This window comes from Pinisolibacter sp. DMC19 (assembly GCF_056313985.1).
Genome location: NZ_JBQUZF010000003.1, coordinates 13,650 through 32,995, shown reverse-complemented (window position 1 = coordinate 32,995; position 19,346 = coordinate 13,650). Strand labels below are relative to the sequence as shown.

At 69.8% G+C, this 19,346-nt stretch carries 12 protein-coding genes and 1 tRNA gene; 8 read left to right on the top strand and 5 right to left on the bottom strand.

All coding sequences use genetic code 11. From position 1 onward, the window contains the following. Nucleotides 1–22 precede the first annotated feature (22 nt). The 7 genes from ACT53U_RS08315 to ACT53U_RS08285 all read left to right on the top strand — a co-directional run bounded on the left by ACT53U_RS08315 (nucleotide 23) and on the right by ACT53U_RS08285 (nucleotide 7,036). Nucleotides 23–1,330: a c-type cytochrome gene (locus tag ACT53U_RS08315; RefSeq protein WP_476154071.1), complete on the top strand. Its 1,308-nt coding sequence runs from the start codon at nucleotides 23–25 to the stop codon at nucleotides 1,328–1,330. Next, complete coding sequence (locus ACT53U_RS08310) at nucleotides 1,327–1,800, top strand: (2Fe-2S)-binding protein (RefSeq protein WP_476154069.1); 474 nt, start codon at nucleotides 1,327–1,329, stop codon at nucleotides 1,798–1,800. The genes ACT53U_RS08315 and ACT53U_RS08310 overlap by 4 nt, the downstream gene beginning before the upstream one ends. After that, a complete protein-coding gene (locus ACT53U_RS08305; protein WP_476154067.1) occupies nucleotides 1,793–4,108 on the top strand; it encodes a xanthine dehydrogenase family protein molybdopterin-binding subunit in 2,316 nt (771 codons plus the stop codon). Before ACT53U_RS08310 ends, ACT53U_RS08305 begins: the two co-directional genes overlap by 8 nt. Nucleotides 4,109–4,322: 214 nt before the next feature. Then, nucleotides 4,323–4,802 (top strand): cupin domain-containing protein, encoded by a 480-nt coding sequence (locus ACT53U_RS08300; protein ID WP_476154065.1) that lies wholly within the window; start codon nucleotides 4,323–4,325, stop codon nucleotides 4,800–4,802. Nucleotides 4,803–4,962: 160 nt separating this feature from the next. After that, complete coding sequence (locus ACT53U_RS08295; protein ID WP_476155033.1) at nucleotides 4,963–5,388, top strand: OsmC family protein; 426 nt, start codon at nucleotides 4,963–4,965, stop codon at nucleotides 5,386–5,388. A 92-nt stretch (nucleotides 5,389–5,480) separates the two neighbouring features. Continuing rightward, entirely contained in the window at nucleotides 5,481–6,533 is a 1,053-nt protein-coding gene (locus ACT53U_RS08290; protein WP_476154064.1) for a type III polyketide synthase, read from the top strand. Further along, on the top strand, nucleotides 6,530–7,036 hold the full coding sequence (locus ACT53U_RS08285) for an isoprenylcysteine carboxyl methyltransferase family protein (RefSeq protein ID WP_476154062.1): 507 nt from the start codon (nucleotides 6,530–6,532) through the stop codon (nucleotides 7,034–7,036). The genes ACT53U_RS08290 and ACT53U_RS08285 overlap by 4 nt, the downstream gene beginning before the upstream one ends. 392 nt (nucleotides 7,037–7,428) lie before the next feature. Here the strand turns inward: ACT53U_RS08285 and ACT53U_RS08280 are convergent, their stop codons facing one another. From ACT53U_RS08280 to ACT53U_RS08270, 3 genes are all read right to left on the bottom strand, one after another. Beyond that, nucleotides 7,429–8,121, bottom strand: a complete 693-nt coding sequence (locus ACT53U_RS08280; protein ID WP_476154060.1) for a cytochrome b/b6 domain-containing protein — start codon at nucleotides 8,119–8,121, stop codon at nucleotides 7,429–7,431. Nucleotides 8,122–8,134: 13 nt separating this feature from the next. Then, on the bottom strand, nucleotides 8,135–9,835 hold the full coding sequence (locus ACT53U_RS08275) for a tetrathionate reductase family octaheme c-type cytochrome (protein WP_476154058.1): 1,701 nt from the start codon (nucleotides 9,833–9,835) through the stop codon (nucleotides 8,135–8,137). Between the two features lie 663 nt (nucleotides 9,836–10,498). After that, nucleotides 10,499–10,575 (bottom strand) — tRNA-Arg (locus tag ACT53U_RS08270). Nucleotides 10,576–10,896: 321 nt separating this feature from the next. On the opposite strand from ACT53U_RS08270, the gene ACT53U_RS08265 reads away from it, so the two are divergent. Beyond that, a complete protein-coding gene (locus ACT53U_RS08265; protein ID WP_476154056.1) occupies nucleotides 10,897–11,790 on the top strand; it encodes a DMT family transporter in 894 nt (297 codons plus the stop codon). Between the two features lie 21 nt (nucleotides 11,791–11,811). Here the strand turns inward: ACT53U_RS08265 and pbpC are convergent, their stop codons facing one another. Together pbpC and ACT53U_RS08255 are read right to left on the bottom strand one after the other, a co-directional pair. Continuing rightward, a complete protein-coding gene (gene pbpC, locus ACT53U_RS08260) occupies nucleotides 11,812–13,944 on the bottom strand; it encodes a penicillin-binding protein 1C (RefSeq protein WP_476154054.1) in 2,133 nt (710 codons plus the stop codon). A 32-nt stretch (nucleotides 13,945–13,976) separates the two neighbouring features. After that, complete coding sequence (locus tag ACT53U_RS08255; RefSeq protein WP_476154052.1) at nucleotides 13,977–19,238, bottom strand: alpha-2-macroglobulin family protein; 5,262 nt, start codon at nucleotides 19,236–19,238, stop codon at nucleotides 13,977–13,979. Between the last annotated feature and the right edge of the window lie 108 nt (nucleotides 19,239–19,346).

The window sequence follows — 19,346 nt, the reverse complement described above, 5'->3', positions numbered from 1 at the left end:
TCGCCGGCAGGGAGTACCCAGCGTGCTGAAACGTCTCGTCATCGGTCTCGCGGTGGTGCTCTTCGTCGGCCTCGGCGGTTTCGCCGTCGTCGCCTGGCGTCCATCGATCGCCGCCATCGCGCCGCCGGTGCCGACCGCCTTCGCGCCGGACCTGGTCGCCGCCGGCGCGCAACTCGCCGCCGCCGGCAACTGTGCCGGTTGCCACACGGTGGCTGGAGGCCCGCCCTTCGGCGGTGGCCTCGCCATCGTCACCGACTTCGGCATCATCCATTCCACCAACATCTCGCCCGACCCGGAGACCGGGATCGGCACATGGTCGGAGGCGGCCTTCCGCCGCGCCCTGCGGGAGGGCGTGTCGCAGGACGGCACCCATCTCTTCCCGGCCTTTCCCTACGACCATTTCACCAAGCTGACCGACGCCGAAGTAGCCGCGCTCTACGCCTTCTTCATGACCCGGGCGCCGGTGGTGGCCGAGGACGAGGAGAACACACTGCCCTTCCCGCTGAACGTGCGTGCGCTTCAGGCCGGATGGAAGCTGCTGTTCTTCCGTTCCGGCCCTCTCGCCGAGCGGAGCGATCGCAGCGCCGCCTGGAACCGTGGCGCCCATCTCGCCGAGAGCCTCGTCCATTGCAGCGCCTGTCACAGCCCGCGCAACCGTCTGGGCGCCGAGATCAAGGCCAGGGCCTATGCCGGCGGCATGCTCGACGGGAGCCCCGTTCCGGCCTTGACGGTGGCCAACGAAGCCCCCGTGCCGTGGAGCGAGGACGAGTTGCGCGCCTATTTCCGTGATGTCCCGCGCTACCATGCGCGTGCCGGTGGGGCGATGCGCTCGGTCGTGCGCGACGGACTCGCCAAACTCCCCGACGGCGACATTGCCGCGCTGGCGGTCTATTTCGCCGACATCGGTGAGACCGCGCCGCGTGCCGCCGAGACCGAACGGGCCATCGCCCGCGCCCAAGACGCCGATCGGCTCGATCTCGCATCGATGAACGACGCCGATGCGCAGCTCTACACGGCCGCCTGCGCCGCCTGTCACTACAACGCGCCCGGCCGGTCCGATCCGCATCGGCCGGAGCTCTCCTTCGTCACCAGCCTCAATGCCGCCGACCCGACGGCGTTGATCCGGGTGATCCTCCAGGGGCGCGGTTCGCAGATGCCGTCCTATGCGGCAGCCTTCGGTGACGCCGACGTCGCCCGTATCGCCGCCCATCTGCGCGCCACCCGCACCGGCTCGCCGCCCTGGCCCGATCTGGAGCGACGGGTCGCCGCCGTCCGCGCCGCTCCCCCCGCCCCCGCAGCCCCTCCGTCGTCGGGAGCCTCCAAGCCATGATCCGTTTCACGCTCAACGGCCGTCCGGTCGAAGTCGAGGTCGACGCCGAAACGCCGCTTCTGTGGGTGGTTCGCGACGATCTCGGGCTGACGGGCACCAAATTCGCCTGCGGCATCGGCCTGTGCGGTGCCTGCACCGTCCATGTCGAGGGACGTTCGATCCGCTCCTGCGTCACGTCGGTCGGTGCCGTCACCGGAAAACACGTGATCACCATCGAGGGACTGGAGCCACACGGTTCGCACCCGGTGCAACGGGCCTGGGCCGAGTTGCAGGTGCCGCAATGCGGCTACTGCCAGTCCGGCCAGATCATGCAGGCGGTGACGCTCCTCGTCGACTTCCCCGACCCGACCGATGCCGACATCGACGCGGTCATGTCCGGCAATCTCTGCCGTTGCATGACCTACGTGCGCATTCGCGCCGCGATCAAGCGCGCAGCCGAGCTGACGAGAAACGCGGTGACCCATGGCTAGACCCCTGTTTGCGATCGACCCTGCCGAACGTGTCTCGCCGCTGTCGCGTCGCGCGTTCATCGTCTCCACGCTGGCTGCGGGGGCCGCCTTCGGCTTTTCGCGCGCGGCCGTCGCCGCCATGGATCCGGCCCGCCCCGACGGCGTGCCGGCTCCGTCGACACCGCCGTCGTTCGAGCCGAGCCTGTGGTTCTCGATCGACGGGGACGGGCTCGTCACCGTCAACATCATCCGCGCCGAGATGGGCCAACACGTGGGGACGGCGCTGGCGCGCATTCTGGCCGAGGAGCTCGAGGCCGATTGGTCACGGGTGCGCATCGTTCAGGTCGACACCGATGCCAAGTGGGGCCTGATGGTCACCGGCGGCAGTTGGTCGGTGTGGCAGACGTGGCCGATCTTCAGCCGCGCCGGTGCCGCAGGGCGCATCACCCTGATCGAAGCCGCTGCGAAGCTGATGGGGGTCGAGATCGCCTCCTGCACCGCCCGCAACGGTCGAGTGATCTCGGGCGGCAGGGCCCTCGACTATGGCGAGATCGTTCGCCGAGGCGGCCTCGATCGCCGTTTCACGCCGGAGGAACTGGCGGCCCTGCCGCTGAAACCGGCCGCCGAGCGCCGCCTCGTGGGCAAGGCCGTCGAAGCGCTCGACATTCCCGGCAAGCTGGACGGCACGGCCCGCTACGGCATCGACGCCAAGATCGAGGGCATGGTCTGGGCGCGGCCGAAACTGCCGCCGACCCGCAACGGCTCACGCGTGCTGCACATCGACGACGCAGCGGCGCGTGGGGTCGCGGGCTATTTGAAGTCCTTCGCCCTCGACGACCCCTCCGACACCGTGCCCGGCTGGGTGATGGTGGTGGCCACGTCCTACCCGGCGGCGATCCGCGCCGCCGATCTGGTGATGGTGGAATGGTCGCCGGGTCCCGGTGCCACCGTCTCCGAGGCCGACCTCCAGGATCACGCCCGGATACTCATCGCCGACCCGTCCGTCGGTGCGATCCTCGAGACCGGCACCGGCGACACCGCTCCCGCCATGGCGGCGGCGGCCACCCGCCTCGAACGGACCTATACGACGGCGACGGTGCTGCATTTCCAGATGGAGCCAGTCAATGCGCTCGCCTTCGAGCACGACGGGATCTTCGAGATCCATACCGGCAATCAGTGGCAGTCCCTGATCCTGCCGACGCTGGCCAAGGCGCTGGGGCGACCGGAGGCGAGCATCGTCATGCGGACGCATCTGATCGGCGGCGGCTTCGGGCGGCGGCTCAACGGCGACTACGCGGTGCCGGCCGCACTCGCCGCCAAGGCGCTGGGCAAGCCGGTGAAGATGATCCTGACCCGTGCCGACGATGCCCGCTTCGATTCCGTCCGCTCGCCCTCGGTGCAGACCCTGAGGATGAGCTTCGCCGCCGACGGGACCGTCACGGCGATGGAACACCACGCGGCGGCGGGGTGGCCGACCCAGGTGATGGCGCCGAGCTTCATGCCCAAGGGCCGGAACGGGGCGCCCTACGACCCCTTCGCCATCTCCGGTGCCGACCACTGGTACGAGGTCGGCGCCCACATGGTGCGGGCGGTGTCGAACGACCTCGCCAATGTGACCTTCCGTCCCGGCTGGCTGCGCTCGGTCGGGCCGGGCTGGACCAACTGGGCGGTGGAGAGCTTCGTCGACGAGGCCGCCCATCACCTGAACCTCGATCCGGTCGCCTTCCGTCTGAAACTGCTGAGGGCCGCGGGCGGCAATGCCGGCTCGTCGCCGAACGCCGTCGGCGGGGCTGCCCGTCAGGCCGCAGTGGTGCGGCAGGTCGCGGCCATGGCCGGATGGGGTGGGGCGCAGCCGACCGACGTCGGCCTCGGCGTCGCCACCAGCTTCGGTCAGGAACGGACCATGCCGACCTGGGTCGCCGCGGTGGCGCGGGTCCATGTCGATCGCGGGACCGGCATCGTGACGGTGCAGAAACTCTCGCTCGTCGTCGATGCGGGAACCGTGGTCGACCCCGACGGCGCGCGCGCCCAGACGGAAGGGGCGGCGCTGTGGGGCCTGAGCATGGCGCTGTGGGAGGGGACGGGCTTCGAAAAAGGTCAGGTCCGTGATCGCAACCTCGACACCTATCGCCCGCTGCGCATCGCCATGGTGCCGGATCTCGACATCGCCTTCGTCCCCAGCACCGAGGTGCCGGTGGGCCTCGGCGAGCCGCCGACCACGGTGATCGCCCCGGCGATCGCCAACGCGATCTTCGCCGCCGTCGGCATCCGCCTGCGCCACATCCCGATGCGTCCCGAGGACGTTCTGACGGCGCTGAAGGCGGGGTGACGGACCGGCGGTTCACCCCGTCCCGCCGCCGGGGCCGCGCTCTCCGTCTCGGACCTCCGGAGACGATGCGGTTTCACCGGCGCAATCGGGGCTGGGTATTTCCCGAGCCCTCCGGTGGTCGAAGGGTGTGCCGACTTTCTCTGTCGAAAGACAGAAACCGTGTGGTGGAAACGGCCATCGGTGCAGTTCCGCCAGAATACTCAGGAGACGGGTCATGAATGTTTCTGCCAGGAAGATCGTGGACATCGGGCCGCGTCCGCAAGTCTTCGACATGGAACGCGCGACGAAAGACAATACGAACTATCGTTCGGTCGCCTGGAGCGGTCGCTATCTGCAGGTGACGCTGATGTCGATCCCGGTCGGTGGCGACATCGGCCTGGAAGCGCATCCGGAGACCGATCAGTTCCTGCGTCTCGATGCCGGCACCGGCCGTGTGCAGATGGGAGCGGCGAAGGACGCGTTGACGTTCGTACAGGACGTCGCGGACGGGTGGTGCGTCCTCGTTCCGGCCGGAACCTGGCACAACATCACCAATACCGGATCGTCGCCGATGCAGGTCTATGCGATCTACGCGCCCGCCCACCACACCCCCGGAAAGGTGCAGGCGACGGCGGCGACGGCCGAGGCGGACAAGGGCGACGAGCCCGCGGACTGGTCGGTGCAGACGAAGCACGGGCGCGATCAACACGGGTGAGCCCCGGTCTCGGGCAGCGCTCGAGTAGATTCCGACGCTGCCGCCGACATTCCGCCCGAGCCTAGTCTTCGCCCCGATCGTGATTTCCGGACGCCGCATGCTCCGCCGAAGAGCGGTGGTCGGTGCGGAGACGGTGCAGCGTCGACCAACGAGGTGCGCGATGAAGAAGACTGCGAGAGCCGTCTGGCAAGGCGGTATGAAGGACGGCAAGGGCGCGATCTCCACGGAAAGCGGCGTCCTCGAGGATGCGCCCTATGGTTTCGCGAGCCGGTTCGAGGGCCGACCGGGCACCAACCCGGAGGAACTGATCGGCGCGGCCCATGCCGGCTGCTTCACCATGGCGCTGTCGGGCATTCTCGGCGAGGCGGGACTGACCGCCGAACGCCTGGAGACGATCGCGGACGTGACGCTGGTGAAACGCGACGACGGTTTCGTCATTTCCGCGATTCATCTCGCGCTGCGGGCAAAGGTGCCCGGCGCCGCAGCCGATGCGGTCCTGGCCTTGGCGACCAAGGCCAAGAACAACTGTCCGGTTTCGAAGCTCATGAAGGCCGACATCACCCTCGACGTCGAAGTCGTCGCCTGAGCCTGCGGCTCGCGGAGGCGATCCGTCGGCGCCTGCGGACGCGTCCCGGCGTCCGCTCCCCAGTCGTCCCGCGTCCAACGTCAGGAGCCCCCATGTCCCCGTCGGTCAAGCTCGTTTCCGTCTCCACGGCGGTTCCGCCCCATCTCCTGTTGCAACGCGACGCGGCGGCCGCCGCACACGCGGGGTTCTCCACCCGTTTCGCCGACTTCGAGAAACTGGCCCGGGTCTTCGCCAGTTCCGGCATCCTGCGACGCCATACGGTCCAGCCGATCGAATGGTATTTCGAACCGCTGGGCTGGCCGGAACGCAGCAAGGCCTATCTCGAGGGGGCGGCACTGCTCTTCGTCTATGCCGCCACCAGCGCCCTCGATGCCGCCGGGATCACGGCGGCCGAGGTCGACACCGTCGTCACGGTCTCCTCCACCGGCATCGCGACACCCAGCCTCGAGGCGCATGTCGCCGGTCGCATGGGGTTCCGCGCCGACATCGAACGGGTGCCGGTCTTCGGTCTCGGCTGCGCCGGCGGCGTGTCCGGCGTATCGATCGCCGCACGCCTGGCGCAGTCGCGCCCGGGCAGCGTCGTGTTGTTGGTCGCCGTCGAGACCTGCAGCCTGTCGTTCCGGCTCGACGAACCGACCAAGGCGAACATCGTCGCCACCGCGCTGTTCGGCGACGGCGCCGCGGCTTGCGTGTTCCGCACCGGGGAGACCGGCATCGCATCCGTCGAACTGAGCGGACAGCACCTGTGGCCGGACACGCTCGGCATCATGGGCTGGTCGGTCGACGCCCCCGGCTTCGGCGTGATCTTCGACCGCGCCATCCCGCCGTTTGCCGAGGCCAACATGGAACCCGCCGTCGCGGCGATCCTGCAACGCTCGGGTCTTGCGATCGCCGACGTCGATCGCTTCGTGTTCCACCCGGGTGGTGCCAAGGTGATCACGGCCCTGGAGCGCGCCTTTTCGTTGAAGCAGGGGGCGTTGGATCACGAGCGTGCGGTGCTCACCGACCACGGCAACATGTCGGCGCCGACCGCGCTCTTCGTTCTCGAACGCGTCATCCGGGCCGGTCTTCCGTCGCGATCGCTGCTGACCGCCATGGGGCCGGGCTTCACCGCCAGTTGCGTCTCACTCCAGAGGGCCGCATGACACCCGCCGTTCTCCTGTTGGCGCTCGTCACCGCAGAGCGACTGGCCGAGCTCGGGCTCGCCCGTCGCAACACCGCGGATCTCCTGGCGCGCGGCGGGTTCGAGGTCGGTGCGGCGCACTACCCTTTCGTCGTCCTCGTCCATGCGACCTGGCTCGGCGGCCTGTGGTGGCTCGGATGGGACCGTTCGATCGATCTCGTCTGGCTGGCGATCTTCCTCGGGCTCCAGGGGCTGAGGGTCTGGACCTTGGCGACGCTCGGCCGACGTTGGACGACGCGCATCATCGTCGTCCCGGGGGAACGGCTGGTGACCGGCGGCCCCTATCGGTTCATGGCGCATCCGAACTATCTGGTGGTGGTCGGCGAGATCGCGGTCCTGCCGCTCTGCCTCGGCCTGCCGTGGTTCGCCGTGGCCTTTTCCGTGGCCAACGGCATCGTTCTCGCGATCCGTATCCGAGCGGAGACGGCGGCGTTGATCGGGGGGCGCCATGTCGGTGCTCCCTGACGACGCCCGGCCCCGCGTGGTGAACGTCGCCACGTGGGTCGGCTTCGCCACCATCTGCCTCGGCACGGCCATGTCGAACAGCGCGAGGTCGCGGCGCGATCCATCCATCTCCGATCGCACGCGGATCGACCATCCGTGCTCGGACCGAAGAGGGCGCTTCTGTTCGACGAGAACGCCCTTGTTCCAAGGACCGGTGGGTCTGGAGTTGCCGGCGAGTTCGGGCATGGCGTGGCCTCCGTCCCGTCCTCGATCGGGTTCCAGCGCCGATCCGTCGAGAGCGGCACCATCGCCAGGCGCCCCTGCGACCCGAAGCGGACGTTCGGGCCGCCGAGGTTCCGACCGATACGGAGCGGCCCGCCGTTCGGCCGCCGGGATTGTCCGATGCGGTCACGTCAGTCCTTCAGCAACTCGGACTTTCCCTCTTCGAGATAGGCGGCTTCCGCCTTCGACAACGGGATCGTGTCGTAGCCGGTGATCATCGTCCGGATGTAGTGGAACGGCGTCTTGCCTGTGGTCGTCATGTAGATGTGGATGACCACGAAGATGCTGATCAGATAGGCGCCGGCGGTATGGACGAAGGCGATGATCGGCAGGGCAATGGTGCCCGCCGCGAGCTTCGCCCACAACGGATAGGCGAGATAGACGACACCGGTCGACCACAACGCCGGGCCGATGATCACCATGAACGACAGATAGGCCAGGGACTGGAGCGCATTCTGCTTGCGCTTCAGCGACTTGGTGTAGGGATGCGGTGCACCGGCGAGGATGCCCCAGGCGTAGAACTTGATGATCGCCGGCAGGCTCGCGAGTTTCGGCAGATAGTGCTTCCACTGCCCGGTCGTGAACTGCCAGAAGGTGGTGAAGGCCCAGAGCACGATCAGTGCGGTGGCCGCCCAGGTGTGAACCTGGACCGCCATGCGCCAGTCGAGCGGCAGCAGCCCGTGGACGGTGAAGCCCGTGAGGGCCAGCATGAAGATGAGGGCCGCCTGCGACCAGTGCCAGAACCGCTCGTAGCGGCTGTAGATCATCACGGTGCGCTTGGGTTCGTCCTCGATGTCGAGGCTCGTCGCGATCGCGTCGGTCATGAGCCGTCCTCCCTCAGTGCTTCTTGCCGATGGCGATGCGCAGACCGCCGTGGATCAGAACGCCGAACAACGTGAGCGCCAGAGCGCCGACGCCGAGGATGTCCATCCAGCCGAACCGGGTGAAGCCCGGCATGTAGATGCCGGCGACCTTGGCCAGACGGCTGTCGCGCGCATGACACTCCGCGCAGCGCACGGCCTCGCCCTTGGGCGCGACCATGTGGGTGATCGGCCAGTTCGAGACGGTCGGCAGAAAGCCGATATCGCCGGAGAAGGGCCGCTTGGCGATCTCCATGCCCGCCGCGATCGACTTCCTGAGATCGAAGTTGCCCCAGAAGGCGGTGTCGTCGGCGCCCCAGAGGTGGTTGTAGACCAGCGTCTTGTTGGTCGCGTCGTAGGGAATGCGGGTGTGCATCTCCTTGAAGGGCCAGATGCGGGCCTTCGGATCGGAGGGCGAGCCGAGCGGGTCGTTGATCGGGGTCTGAGGCCGCGCCACGTCCACCTTGTCGTCGGGCAGGGTGTAGTGCATGCCGCCGTCGAACCACTTGTAGGTCGGCGTCAGGTTCTCGCCCCAGGCGAAGTCGCCCTTGATCGACCAGTAGGTGTGGCGCTTCTCGCCGTTGCCCTGCCTGTACTCCTCCTCGTAGTAGCCCTTGCCGTCGAGGGTCTTGCCGGCCGTCTCCCAGTTCCAGTCGGTCATGGTGGCGACGCCGCCACGCGCAATCTTCGGGATGTGGCAGGTCTGACAGGCGACCCGCTCGGCATGGGCGTCGAGCTGCCAGCCGATCAGGCTCGGCTTGGGATGCGGTTTGGCACCGTGGCAGGATTCGCAGGTGGCGGTCGCGCGCCGCTCACCCGGCTTGCCGGTGCCCGCCTCGTCCTTGGCCACCATGTCGTAGCGGCTTCCCGCCATCTGATGATCGGTGGTGACGTGGCAACTGGTGCAGGCGAAGTTGGCGCCGTCGGCCGCCATGTGGACGTCGAGCGCCTTCGCCGGCTTGTTCAGCGACGAATCGAGATCGCCGTGCTTCACGCCGTCGCCGCCGCCACCGTTGTAGTGGCAGGAGCCGCAGTTCTCGCGGCCCGGCAGGCCGACGTGCTGGGCGACCTTGGCATAGTCGATCGGCGGCAGACCTTCGAACATCGTCCCGCAGGCCGCATTGCCGCGCGTCGGCGGTGCCCGATAGTAGGACGCCGTCCGGTCGTGGCAGACCAGACAGTCGACGCTGCTCTCCTTCTGGAAGGAATAGTCCTCGCCGGCCTTCACACCGTTGCCGATGTGGCAGACGGCGCACATGCCCTCGTTGTCCTTCGCATTGGTGCAGAAGTTGTTGATGAGGTTCTCTTTGCCGAGATGCTGTCCGGTGCGCGGACTGGTGTAGTCCCACGTCCAGTGGATCGTCTTCTTGACGTGCGCCTCCGCCTCGGTGTGGCAGGTCAGACAGGCCTTCGTCACTTCGAAGTTGTCGGCGAAGGGGCCCTTGAGGGCCTCGAACTTCGCGTGATCCGCCGTGCGCCCGACCAGCGGACCCGACCGCTGGTTCTCGACCGGCGGCGGTGGCGGCTTCGGTGGCTCCGGTGTCTGGAACTTCTCGGCACCGCCGGCACCGCTGACGGGAAGTTCCGGCGCGCCGAAACGTTCCGATGCGGTGGCCACGCCGAAGGCGAGAATGCAGACCAGCGCCGACCACGCGCCGAAGGCGACCTTGCGCGCCATCATCAACCCTCCCTGAATGCGGGGCGCCTTGGACGACGCTCCCGTTCCGCCCTTCGAGAGGACGAAAACTTTCATCGATGATGGAAGTTTCCGGAAAACATTGATAGGGGGTGTATGTTTTGTCGCGGTGCGACATTTTGTTCGCACCCATGCCCCGCACCCGGCGTTGGTCGCGCGCCCGATTCCTGCGACGTCGATGCCGCCCGTTTGGTCGCGATGGGCCCATGTTCGAGCCCGGCACGTCGTTCGAGCGCTCCCCGGGTCGACGCCTCCGATTTCCGCTTCCGCGCCACCCGCCCGATGCCCTTCGACACGAAGCCGGCGCCGAGGTGCACATTCCTCCGGCGATCCTGCGACCGTTCACGCGGGCGCATGCCGTGACTTTCCGGTTTGCCGTCAGTGGTCATGGCCGCCGCAGCACCCCGAGCCGTCGCCGCAGGTCTTCGCCGACACGAAGGCGGGCAACGCACCCGCGGCGAAGGCGCGGGCGGCTGCAGCGCGGCACGGCCGAACTGCGGGCATGCCCATGCGCGTCTGGTGATCGGAGAGGTGACGGCGAACGACCGAGAAATCCTGATCGGCGGATCGAAGGCGGTCCTCGCCCGATGCGCAGCCGAGCCTCGGAGCGAAGCTCCGACCGCGGTTCTCTCTCGTGTTCAGGAATGGCGCGCCCGAAAGGATTCGAACCTCTGACCCCCAGATTCGTAGTCTGGTGCTCTATCCAGCTGAGCTACGGGCGCCTGCCTGTCGGCGCAAGGAGCGTGCCCCCCGCGTCGGAGGCGTTCTCTAAACGGTTCCGACGCAGGGGGCAAGCCCCCTCGTCGTCGATCGACGCGATTTTTCCCCAGGGGCGAAAAAAGACGGCGGAACAAAGCCGTCCTCGCCCGCCCGTGCCGTCGCCGGCGACGGCACGGGCGGGCGGCGAACATCGGCGCGACGCAGACGAGATCGGCTTTCCCTGCACTGGGCGCGACGAAACGGCACGGCTATACAGGGGCGCTCCGACGGAAGGATTCCACGGGTCCGATCGGCGCCCCTCCCCGACACGCGAAAGACCCTCGATGCCGGCCCTTCTCGGCCCCTTCTTCAAGATCCTCTCGACCCTCGCCTTCGCGGCGATGCTCGTCGGGGTGAAGATGCTCGGCCAACGCGTGCCGGCCGGCGAGGTGGTGTTCTTCCGCTCGTTCTTCGCTCTGGTGCCGGTGCTCGCCATGGTCTCGTGGCAGGGGCAGCTGCGCCACGGGCTGAAGACCGACCGGCCCGGCGGCCATCTGATCCGCTCGGTCGTCGGCGTCACCGCCATGGGTTTCTGGTTCGCCGGCGTGCAGCGCGTGTCGCTCGCCGACAGCCTCGCCATCACCTATGCCGCACCGCTCCTCACCGTGGCGCTCGCCGCGCTCGTCCTGGGCGAAGTGGTGCGCATCCATCGTTGGATGGCGGTGGCGGTCGGCTTCGTCGGCGTGCTGGTGGTGCTGTCGCCCCACCTCGGCGATCTCGACCATCTGACGGACGGCGGGGCGGCGACCGGCGCGGCCTTCTGTTTCGTCTCGGCGATCTTCATGGCCTTCGCCCAGATCCAGATCCGCAACCTCGCCGGCACCGAGAAGCCGGGCGCCATCGTCGTCTATTTCTCGCTCGGCAGCGCCGTCGCCTCGCTCGCCACCGTGTCGTGGTGGGTGATGCCGACGCCCTTCGAACTGGTGATGCTGATCACCGTCGGCCTGTTCGGCGGCATCGGCCAGATCTTCCTGACGCTCGGCTATCGCCATGCCGACGCCTCGGTGATCGCGCCGCTGGAATATTCGTCCATGCTGTGGGCGATCGGCACCGGATGGTGGTTCTTCGACGAGTGGCCGAGCGTGATCGTCCTGGTCGGCTCGGCGATCATCGTCGCCTCGGGCATCGCCATCGTGCTGCGCGAACGCGCCCTCGGGCTGAAGCGCCCGGAGGCCTGAGCCCCCCCGAAGGGCGCGGCCTCACTCCACCCGCACTTCCACGCTCGCCGAGGCCCCGGTCGCGTCGATGACCGAAAGCCGCGAGAAGCCGCGCCCCGAAGGAAGCCACAGGCTCCTGCGGCGGCCGTCGGCGTCGGCGAGCGGGCGGCCGTCGACCAGCCAGACGAAGGGCGGCACGCCGCCGTGCGCCTCGAGCGACACCGGATCGGCGCCCGCTCCATCCGCGAATCCGACGTCGAGCCGGGCCCCGTCGGGCGGGAAGGTGATCTCGAGCCGCGGCCGCGTCACCGCGGCGAGGGTCTTGGGCACGTCGCGGCGCAGATGGCGCAGGGGCGGCGGCAGGGTCGCCGTCGTCGCCTGGAGCACGCCGCGGGGCTTCGGGATGCCCTCGGGCTGGCCGCCCATGCGCTGCCAGGCGTCGAAGAGCAGCGGCGCCGCCACCATGCGGCCGACGAGGCCGGGCACCGGGCGGCCGTCGGGGCGTCCGACCCAGACGGCGATCACTCGGCGGCGGTCGAAGCCGACCGCCCAGGCGTCGCGGTAGCCCCAGGAAGTGCCGGTCTTGAAGGCGAGCCGGCCCTGCAGAGCATTGGGCGGCGGCGGGGCGCCGCGCAGCACGTCGGCGACGTACCAGGCGGCGACCGGATCGGTCAGACGGCGGCGAACAGGGGCGGACTTCACGTCCTCGAGCCGGCGAACGACCGGCGCGGTCGCGCCGCCGTGCGAGAAGCCGCCATAGAGCAGAGCGAGGTCTTCGAGCCGGATGCCGACGCCGCCGAGGCCGACGGCGAGGCCGGCCGGTCCGTCGCGACCGGTCACCAGATCGGCGCCGGCCGAGCGCAGACGCGAGATCAACGCCTGCGGGCCGATCGCCTCGAGCAGTTCCACCGCCGGCATGTTGAGCGACTGTTGCAGCGCGCGACGCGCCGTCACCGTGCCGACCCAGCCCTGATCGAAATTCTCCGGTGCCCAGGCGCCCCAGCGGGCGGGGCGATCCTCGAGGATGGTCTCGGGATGGGCGATGCCGTCCTCGAAGGCGCGGGCATAGACGAAGGGTTTCAGGGCCGAGCCGGGCGAGCGCACGGCGCGCGTCAGATCGACCGCACCGGCGCGGTCCTTGGCGAAATAGTCGGGGCCGCCGACCGAGGCGAGCAACGCGCCGGTCGCGGTGTCGAGCACAACGATCGCCGCCGACTGGTCCGGCCCCCAGGTCTCGACCCGCTCGCGCACCAGGGTCTCGAGCGTCTTCTGGAGGGCTGCATCGATCGTCGCGCGGATGATGCCGGCATCGGGCGTCTCGGCGACGAGATCGTCGGCGACATGGGGGGCGAGCGTCGGGAAGGGGCGACGCCCGTTCGGGATCGGCTCGGCGCGGGCGTGTTCGACGTCCGCGGCGGAGGCGATGCCGGCGGAGAGCGCCCGGGCGAGCACCCGGTCGCGCGCCTTGCGCAGCACCTCGGGGAAACGGTCGGGCCGCCGCGTCTCGGGCGACTGCGGCAGGGCGACGAGGGCGGCGGCCTCGCCCAGCGACAGGCGCCTCGGCTCCTTGCCGAACCAGGCGAGCGAGGCAGCGCGCACGCCCTCGAGATTGCCGCCGTAGGGGGCGAGCGCGAGATAGAGCTCGAGGATCTCGCGCTTGGAGAAGCGGCGCTCGAGATCGAGGGCGCGCAGCGCCTGCGTCGCCTTGGCGGCGAGATCGCGGGTCTCGCGCGGTTCGAGCAGGCGGGCGACCTGCATCGTCAGCGTCGAGGCGCCGGAGACGACGCGGCGACTGACGAGTGCCTGGCCGGCGGCGCGCAGCACCGCGCGGGCGTCGACGCCGCCGTGGCTCTCGAAACGGCGATCCTCGAAGGCGAAGAGCAGCTTCACGAAGCGCGGATCGACGTCGTCGAGGCCGACCGGCAGGCGCCAGCGGCCGTCGGCGGTGAGATAGGGGCGCAGGAGGCGTCCCTCGCGATCGACGACGACGGTCGAGCGGCCGTGGAGGAGGCGGGCATCGAGCGGCGGCAGCCGGTCGAGCGTCGTCCTCAGCGCGCCGAGGCCCCAGCCGACGAGGGCGAGGACGAAGGCGGCAGCGAAGAGGACGCGCGCGACGAGGGGTTGGGCGTCGCGACGCCCAGCCCCGTCACCGCTCTTTCCGCCCGCGCGTGTCACCGGCCGAGCCTCCTGGCCATCGCCCCGCGCCGTCACTTGCGCGGCGCCACCTCGATCGTGCCGAAGCCTGTGCGGCCGAAGCGCTCGGGCCGGTACATGTCCTCGACCACCGCCGGCGGCTGGACGAAGCGGCCGGGCGAGACGGCGCGCACCGCGTAGGCCACCTCGAACACCGCCTGCTGATCGGGCGAGCGATCGAAGGCGGCGACGAAACGATCGTCGCGGAACTCGGTCGTCGTGGCGGCGGGCGCCTCGGCGAGCCAGGCGAAGGCGTCGGTGTCGCCGCTCGCCACCAACTTGGGATCGGCGATCTCGAAGCCGGCGGGCAGGCGGTCGGTGACGACGATGCGGGCGTTCTCGGCCTTGGGCTCCGTGATCCTCAGCACCACCACCAGCCGGTCGGTCTGGCGGATCTTGGCGAGATCCGCCTTGGCGCCGTCGGGCGTGTGGAGGGTGCGGGTGATCGTGTAGCCGCTCGAGGCCGGGCCGTCCTGGGTGATCGGGTGGCCCGAGGTCGTCACCACGACGCGGGTCGGCACCTTGGCCTCGCCGGTCGTCGCGGCGGCGATCTTGACCGGGCCGGCGGCGAGTTCCTCGGCGCGGAAGGTGCGGAAGAAGGGACCGGTGGTCTCCTTCGTCGCCCCGCGCGCCTCGATGCTCACCTTCTGACCCTTGGCCTGATCGGCAACCGCGGAGGCCGCCAGCACCGCCCAGGCCTGTTCCTGGGTCGAGGTCTGCGGCCGGGCATCGCGCATGCGCTCGATCGCCGCCGCCACGTCGGCCCATTCGGCCGGCGGACGGCGGCTCTCGGCCATCAGCGCCAGCGTCATCGCGCCGTCGCGGAAGGGCGTGCCGTAGTCGGTGCGCCAGACGCGGGTCTTCTCGTCGGCCGTGAGCTTGGCCACCGCCGCCTTGAACAGCGGTTCGGCCCGCGTCGTGTCGCCGAGCAGCGCCAGACCGGCGGCGAGCTGGGCGCGCGCGGAAGCCGTCTGGAACAGGTCGAGCTTCTGGTCGGAGAGCCAGCGCAGGTCGCCCATCACCGGGCGGCCGTTGCGGGCCAGCACATAGAGCGCATAGGCGGTCTCGGGTGCGTCCTTGGCCTGCGGCTCGTTGGAGCCGGTGACCGAGTTGCGCAGGCGGTCGAGCGCCTGGTCGAAGGCCTTCTGCGGCACGGCGTGACCGGCCTCGCGGGCCCGGGTCAGGAAGTCCGTGACATAGGCGTCGAGCCAGAGATCGTCGTCACCGGCGGCACTCCACAGACCGAAGCCGCCGGTCGAGGTCTGGCGCGCCAGTAGACGGTCGATCGAGGTGTCGATCCGTGCCTTGGCGTCCTCGTCGAGGGCGAGGGCGTCGGAGGTGGCCAACTTGTCGACATAGAGCAGCGGCAGGGCGCGGCTGACGACCTGTTCGGAGCAGCCGTAGGGGTAGCGATCGAGCGCCCGGAGCAGCGCCGGCACGTCGAGCGCCGACCACGGCGACACCGCCACCGACACCGCGCCGGTCCCCGGCAGGAAGTCGGTGAGCAGCGCGTCCGAGATCTCGACCGAACCGCCTGCGGGCAACTGCCTGACGCTGCGGCGATAGACCTCGGTCGTCGGCGGGGCGACGGGGAAGCTCGCCGTCTGGGTGGCGTCGATGCCGGGGCCGGTCAGGCGCACGGCGACCGAGGCCGGGCCGATGCCGGCGGCCGTCACCGGCACGGTGAAGGCGGCGCGGCCCTTCTCGGCGAGTTTCACCGTGGTGGCGAGGCTCTCGGCCGGAACGATCAGCGAGCCGCGCAGGTCGAGCTCGACCCGGTAGTCGCCCGCCTTGCCCTCGACGTTGTCGAGCGCGAAGTGGAACTGCGAGCGGTCGCCGAGCGCCAGGAAACGCGGCACGGTCGGCTGGATCACCACCGCGTCGCGCACGATCACCTCGCGATCGGCGTGGCCGGTCTTCTCCGCCGTCCAGGCCATGGCCATGACGCGGACGGTGCCGTTGAAGGCGGGCACGTCGAAGGCGACCTCCGCCTTGCCGTCGGGGCCGACCTCGACCACGCCCGAGTAACGCGCGAAGGGGGCTTCGCGCGGCGGCGCGGTGAAGTCGCCGGCCCCGCCGTCGCCACCGACGCGGATCTCGCCGCGGGTGCCCTGCATGCCGTCGATCAGGAAGCCGTAGAGGTCGCGCAGATCGACCGGTAGCTGACGCTGGCCGGAGAACCAGCGATCGGGGTTCGGCGTCTCGAAATGCGTGAGATTGAGGATGCCGACGTCGACCGCGGCGACGACGACGCGGGCGGACTTGCCCTCGGCGCCCTTGATCGTCAGCGGGATCTTCAGGCTCCCGCGCGGCCGGATCATCGCCTCGGTGCCGATTTCGACGCCGAGCACATGGGCGGCGGGCTCGACCTGGAACCACGCCACGCCGACGGCACGGCCGGGCATGCGACGGGCCTTGGTGTCCATCGGCCGATGGGCGATCGCCACGACATGGGCACCGGAGCCCCAGGCCTTGTCGGCCTGGAAGGTCACGGTGGTGCCGGCGGGATCGGCGTCGACCACCTTCATCGCCTCGACCCGATCGGTGACGATCGCGACGGTGGCTGTGCCGGCGAAGCGCGGTTTCAGATGCACCGACACGGTCTCGCCGGCGCCGAAGGCGGTCTTGTCGAGCGCGACGTCGAGAACATCCGGGCTGTCGGCCTTGTCGGCACCGGACCAGCCGACGGAAAAGCCGAGCGAGGTACGGGCGCCGTCGGCGGTCTTCAGTTCCAGTCGATAGGAGCCCCAGTCGACCGGGAGCGAGAGGCGGGCGGGGTCGCCGATGCCGACGTCGATCGCGCCGTCGGCGATACGGCGGTGGGTCTTGACCACCTGCGACGACCACTTGCCTTCCGACATGAACCACTGCCAGCGGCGATCCTCGGCGAGGAGCTCCCACTTCACGCCCTTCGCGTCACGGCGGGCGCCGTCGGGCAGGGCGTAGGCGAGGTCGAACTCGGCCTTGGAACCGGCGGAGAGACCGCCGGAGGCGAAGCGGGGCTTGGCCGCGATGACCGGCCCGGCGGGCAGGATCGGCAGCGTCACGACGCGTTCGACCTGACGGCCGCCGGCTTCGGCGACGGCGATGTCGATCTTGGCCTGGAGCGGCCGCGAAACGGTCGTCGGCGGGATCGGCACGGTGATGCGCGCCTCGCCCTTCTCGTCGGTCGAGCCGGTCTCCTCGAGCTCCTTGGAGACGGCCTCGAAGCTCTCGTCGTCGAGACCGACGGTATAGCCTTCGAGACCGGGAACGGTGGTGGACGGGGCGAGCTCCACCGAGACGTCGCCCTTGACCTCGAGATCGGCACCGGGGGCGCCGTAGAGGTGATCGGCGCGCACCGCGACGACCGCCGGCTCACCGGCGGCGAGCAGTGGCTTCGCCGGCGTCAGCGTCACGTCGATGCGCTCGGGCACGTAGTCGGCGACGAGGAAGGTCGTCTCGCCGATCGGCGGGCGCTTCGGGTCGGCATGGACGCGGATGCGCCAGGTGCCCGTCTGGAGGCCCGAGAGCAGCGGCAGCGACCACGCCCGGCCGCCCTCGCCCTGATCGGCGACGGAGGCGCGACGATATTCGACGCCGTCGGGGCGCTGGACCACCAGCGTCAGCGGCACGTTCGGCACGGCGACGCCGCGGGTGTCGCGCAGGAGCGTCGTGACGTTGACGGTCTCGCCGGTGCGATAGACGCCGCGCTCGGTCGAGACGAAGGCGTCGAGCCCCTTGGGCGGCAGACGGCCCTTCACGCCGCGATCGGTCAGGTCGAAGGGTTCGCGGACGAGATCGAGGAAGCCGTAGTCGCCCTTGCCGTCCTCGGCCACCACCACGCCGGGGGCGAGGCCGCCGGAGCCGCGGGCGAGGCCGGCGTCGAAGTTGGCGCGGCCGTCGGCTTCCGTCGTCGCGGTCGCCAGCACGTCGTTGTTCTTGGCCAGCAGCCGTACCGTCAGGCCGGCGACGGGCTTGGCCGTGCCGAGCGAGCGGGCGAGCACGACGAGGCCCTCGTCGCCGGAGAAGGCGGTGAGGCCGAGATCGGAGACGACGAACCACTGGGTGGCGCGGTTCTCGTAGGCGTCCGCATCGTCCTCGCCGTCGGGGGTCTTCGGCCCGGGCAGGCGGGCGGTCATGACATAGAGACCGGGCTCCATCTTGCCGACGGCCTGGGTGACCGGGAAGGCGGTGACCGTGTCCTTGTTGAGCTCGGTCTTGACGTCGAGCGTGCCGGTCCAGATCAGACGGCCCTTCTCGTCGGTCAGCTTGCGGGTCTGGTAGCCGTCGAGCGACCCGAGGAAGGTCTCCTCGCGGATCGCCGCACCCAGCGAACGGTCGCCGATGCGATGGATCGCGATGTCGACCGAGGGCGTGTTGACGGAGACGACCGGCAGGCCTTCCTGACCGGTCGAGGGCAGGACGTAGTTGCGGCCGGTGAAGCGCACCTGCGGCGAGCGATCGCGGACATAGATGTCCCAGTCGAGCGACTTCGGCAGATCCTCGCCGACGGTCGAGGGCAGACCGGCGCGCAGCACGACACCGTAACGCTTGCCGTGTTCGAGCCCGTCGACGCAGAGCTGGCGGGTCTCGACCGTCACGGCGGGATTGGCTAGGCCGGCGACGGCGACGAAGGGCGTGTAATCGACCTTGCCGCCGGTCTTCAGGTCCTCGGTGAAGGTGAAGCAGACGCGCGGGCTCGCGGCGTCGTTGTCGACCTTGTACTCGTCGACCTTGAAGCCGAATTCCGGGCGCAGGCGATCGTAGAGCGCCACCGCCTCCGGGATCTGCGAGATGCGCACGGCGCGGCGGACGACCTCGATGGCGGCACGCGGTTCCTCGGCGCGGACGTAGGTCTCGGCCAGCGTGGTCAGCGCCACCGCCTCCTCGCGCGGGCCGGGCGCCAGACGATAGGCCTGATAGGCGGCGGCATGGGCGTTGCGGCGCGCCTCGAACTTCGCCTGCCAGTCGGCGGGTTGCAGAGAGGCCAGTGCGATCGAGTAGCGCTGCCAGGCCTGCCAGTCCTTGGGCAGCACGGCGACGAGGCGGGCGGTCACCTCTTCGAGCAGGACGGTGTTCTTGGCGGCGAAGGCGGCGTCGGCCTCCTTGCGCAGTTGGGCGGGGTCGGAGGTGGTGCGCGGTCGGGCCTTGACCGTGGCCTCGAGACGGACGGCGTCGCTCGCCAGTTCGTCGCGGACGAAGGTCTTCTCGGCGGCGAGGCTCGAAGGGGCGCCGGCCACGAGGGACAGGCAGAGCGCGGCGGCGATCGCGAAGGTCTCGAGGAAGTGACGCACGGCTTGTCCTCCCACCCGTCGGGCGCCCGCGGTCGCGGGGCCTTGCAGATCGCGGTCGAGGGCGATCCGGGGGCGGGATCATAACACCGGCCCGTGACGGCGGCGCGA

Bases quoted from the DNA above. Each gene is read 5' to 3' on its own strand.
- ACT53U_RS08275 (WP_476154058.1), bottom strand. From the start codon at position 9,835: ATGGCGCGCAAGGTCGCCTTCGGCGCGTGGTCGGCGCTGGTCTGCATT.
- ACT53U_RS08265 (WP_476154056.1), top strand. From the start codon at position 10,897: ATGCCGGCCCTTCTCGGCCCCTTCTTCAAGATCCTCTCGACCCTCGCC.
- ACT53U_RS08295 (WP_476155033.1), top strand. From the start codon at position 4,963: ATGAAGAAGACTGCGAGAGCCGTCTGGCAAGGCGGTATGAAGGACGGC.
- ACT53U_RS08280 (WP_476154060.1), bottom strand. From the start codon at position 8,121: ATGACCGACGCGATCGCGACGAGCCTCGACATCGAGGACGAACCCAAG.
- ACT53U_RS08290 (WP_476154064.1), top strand. From the start codon at position 5,481: ATGTCCCCGTCGGTCAAGCTCGTTTCCGTCTCCACGGCGGTTCCGCCC.
- ACT53U_RS08310 (WP_476154069.1), top strand. From the start codon at position 1,327: ATGATCCGTTTCACGCTCAACGGCCGTCCGGTCGAAGTCGAGGTCGAC.
- ACT53U_RS08305 (WP_476154067.1), top strand. From the start codon at position 1,793: ATGGCTAGACCCCTGTTTGCGATCGACCCTGCCGAACGTGTCTCGCCG.
- ACT53U_RS08285 (WP_476154062.1), top strand. From the start codon at position 6,530: ATGACACCCGCCGTTCTCCTGTTGGCGCTCGTCACCGCAGAGCGACTG.
- ACT53U_RS08300 (WP_476154065.1), top strand. From the start codon at position 4,323: ATGAATGTTTCTGCCAGGAAGATCGTGGACATCGGGCCGCGTCCGCAA.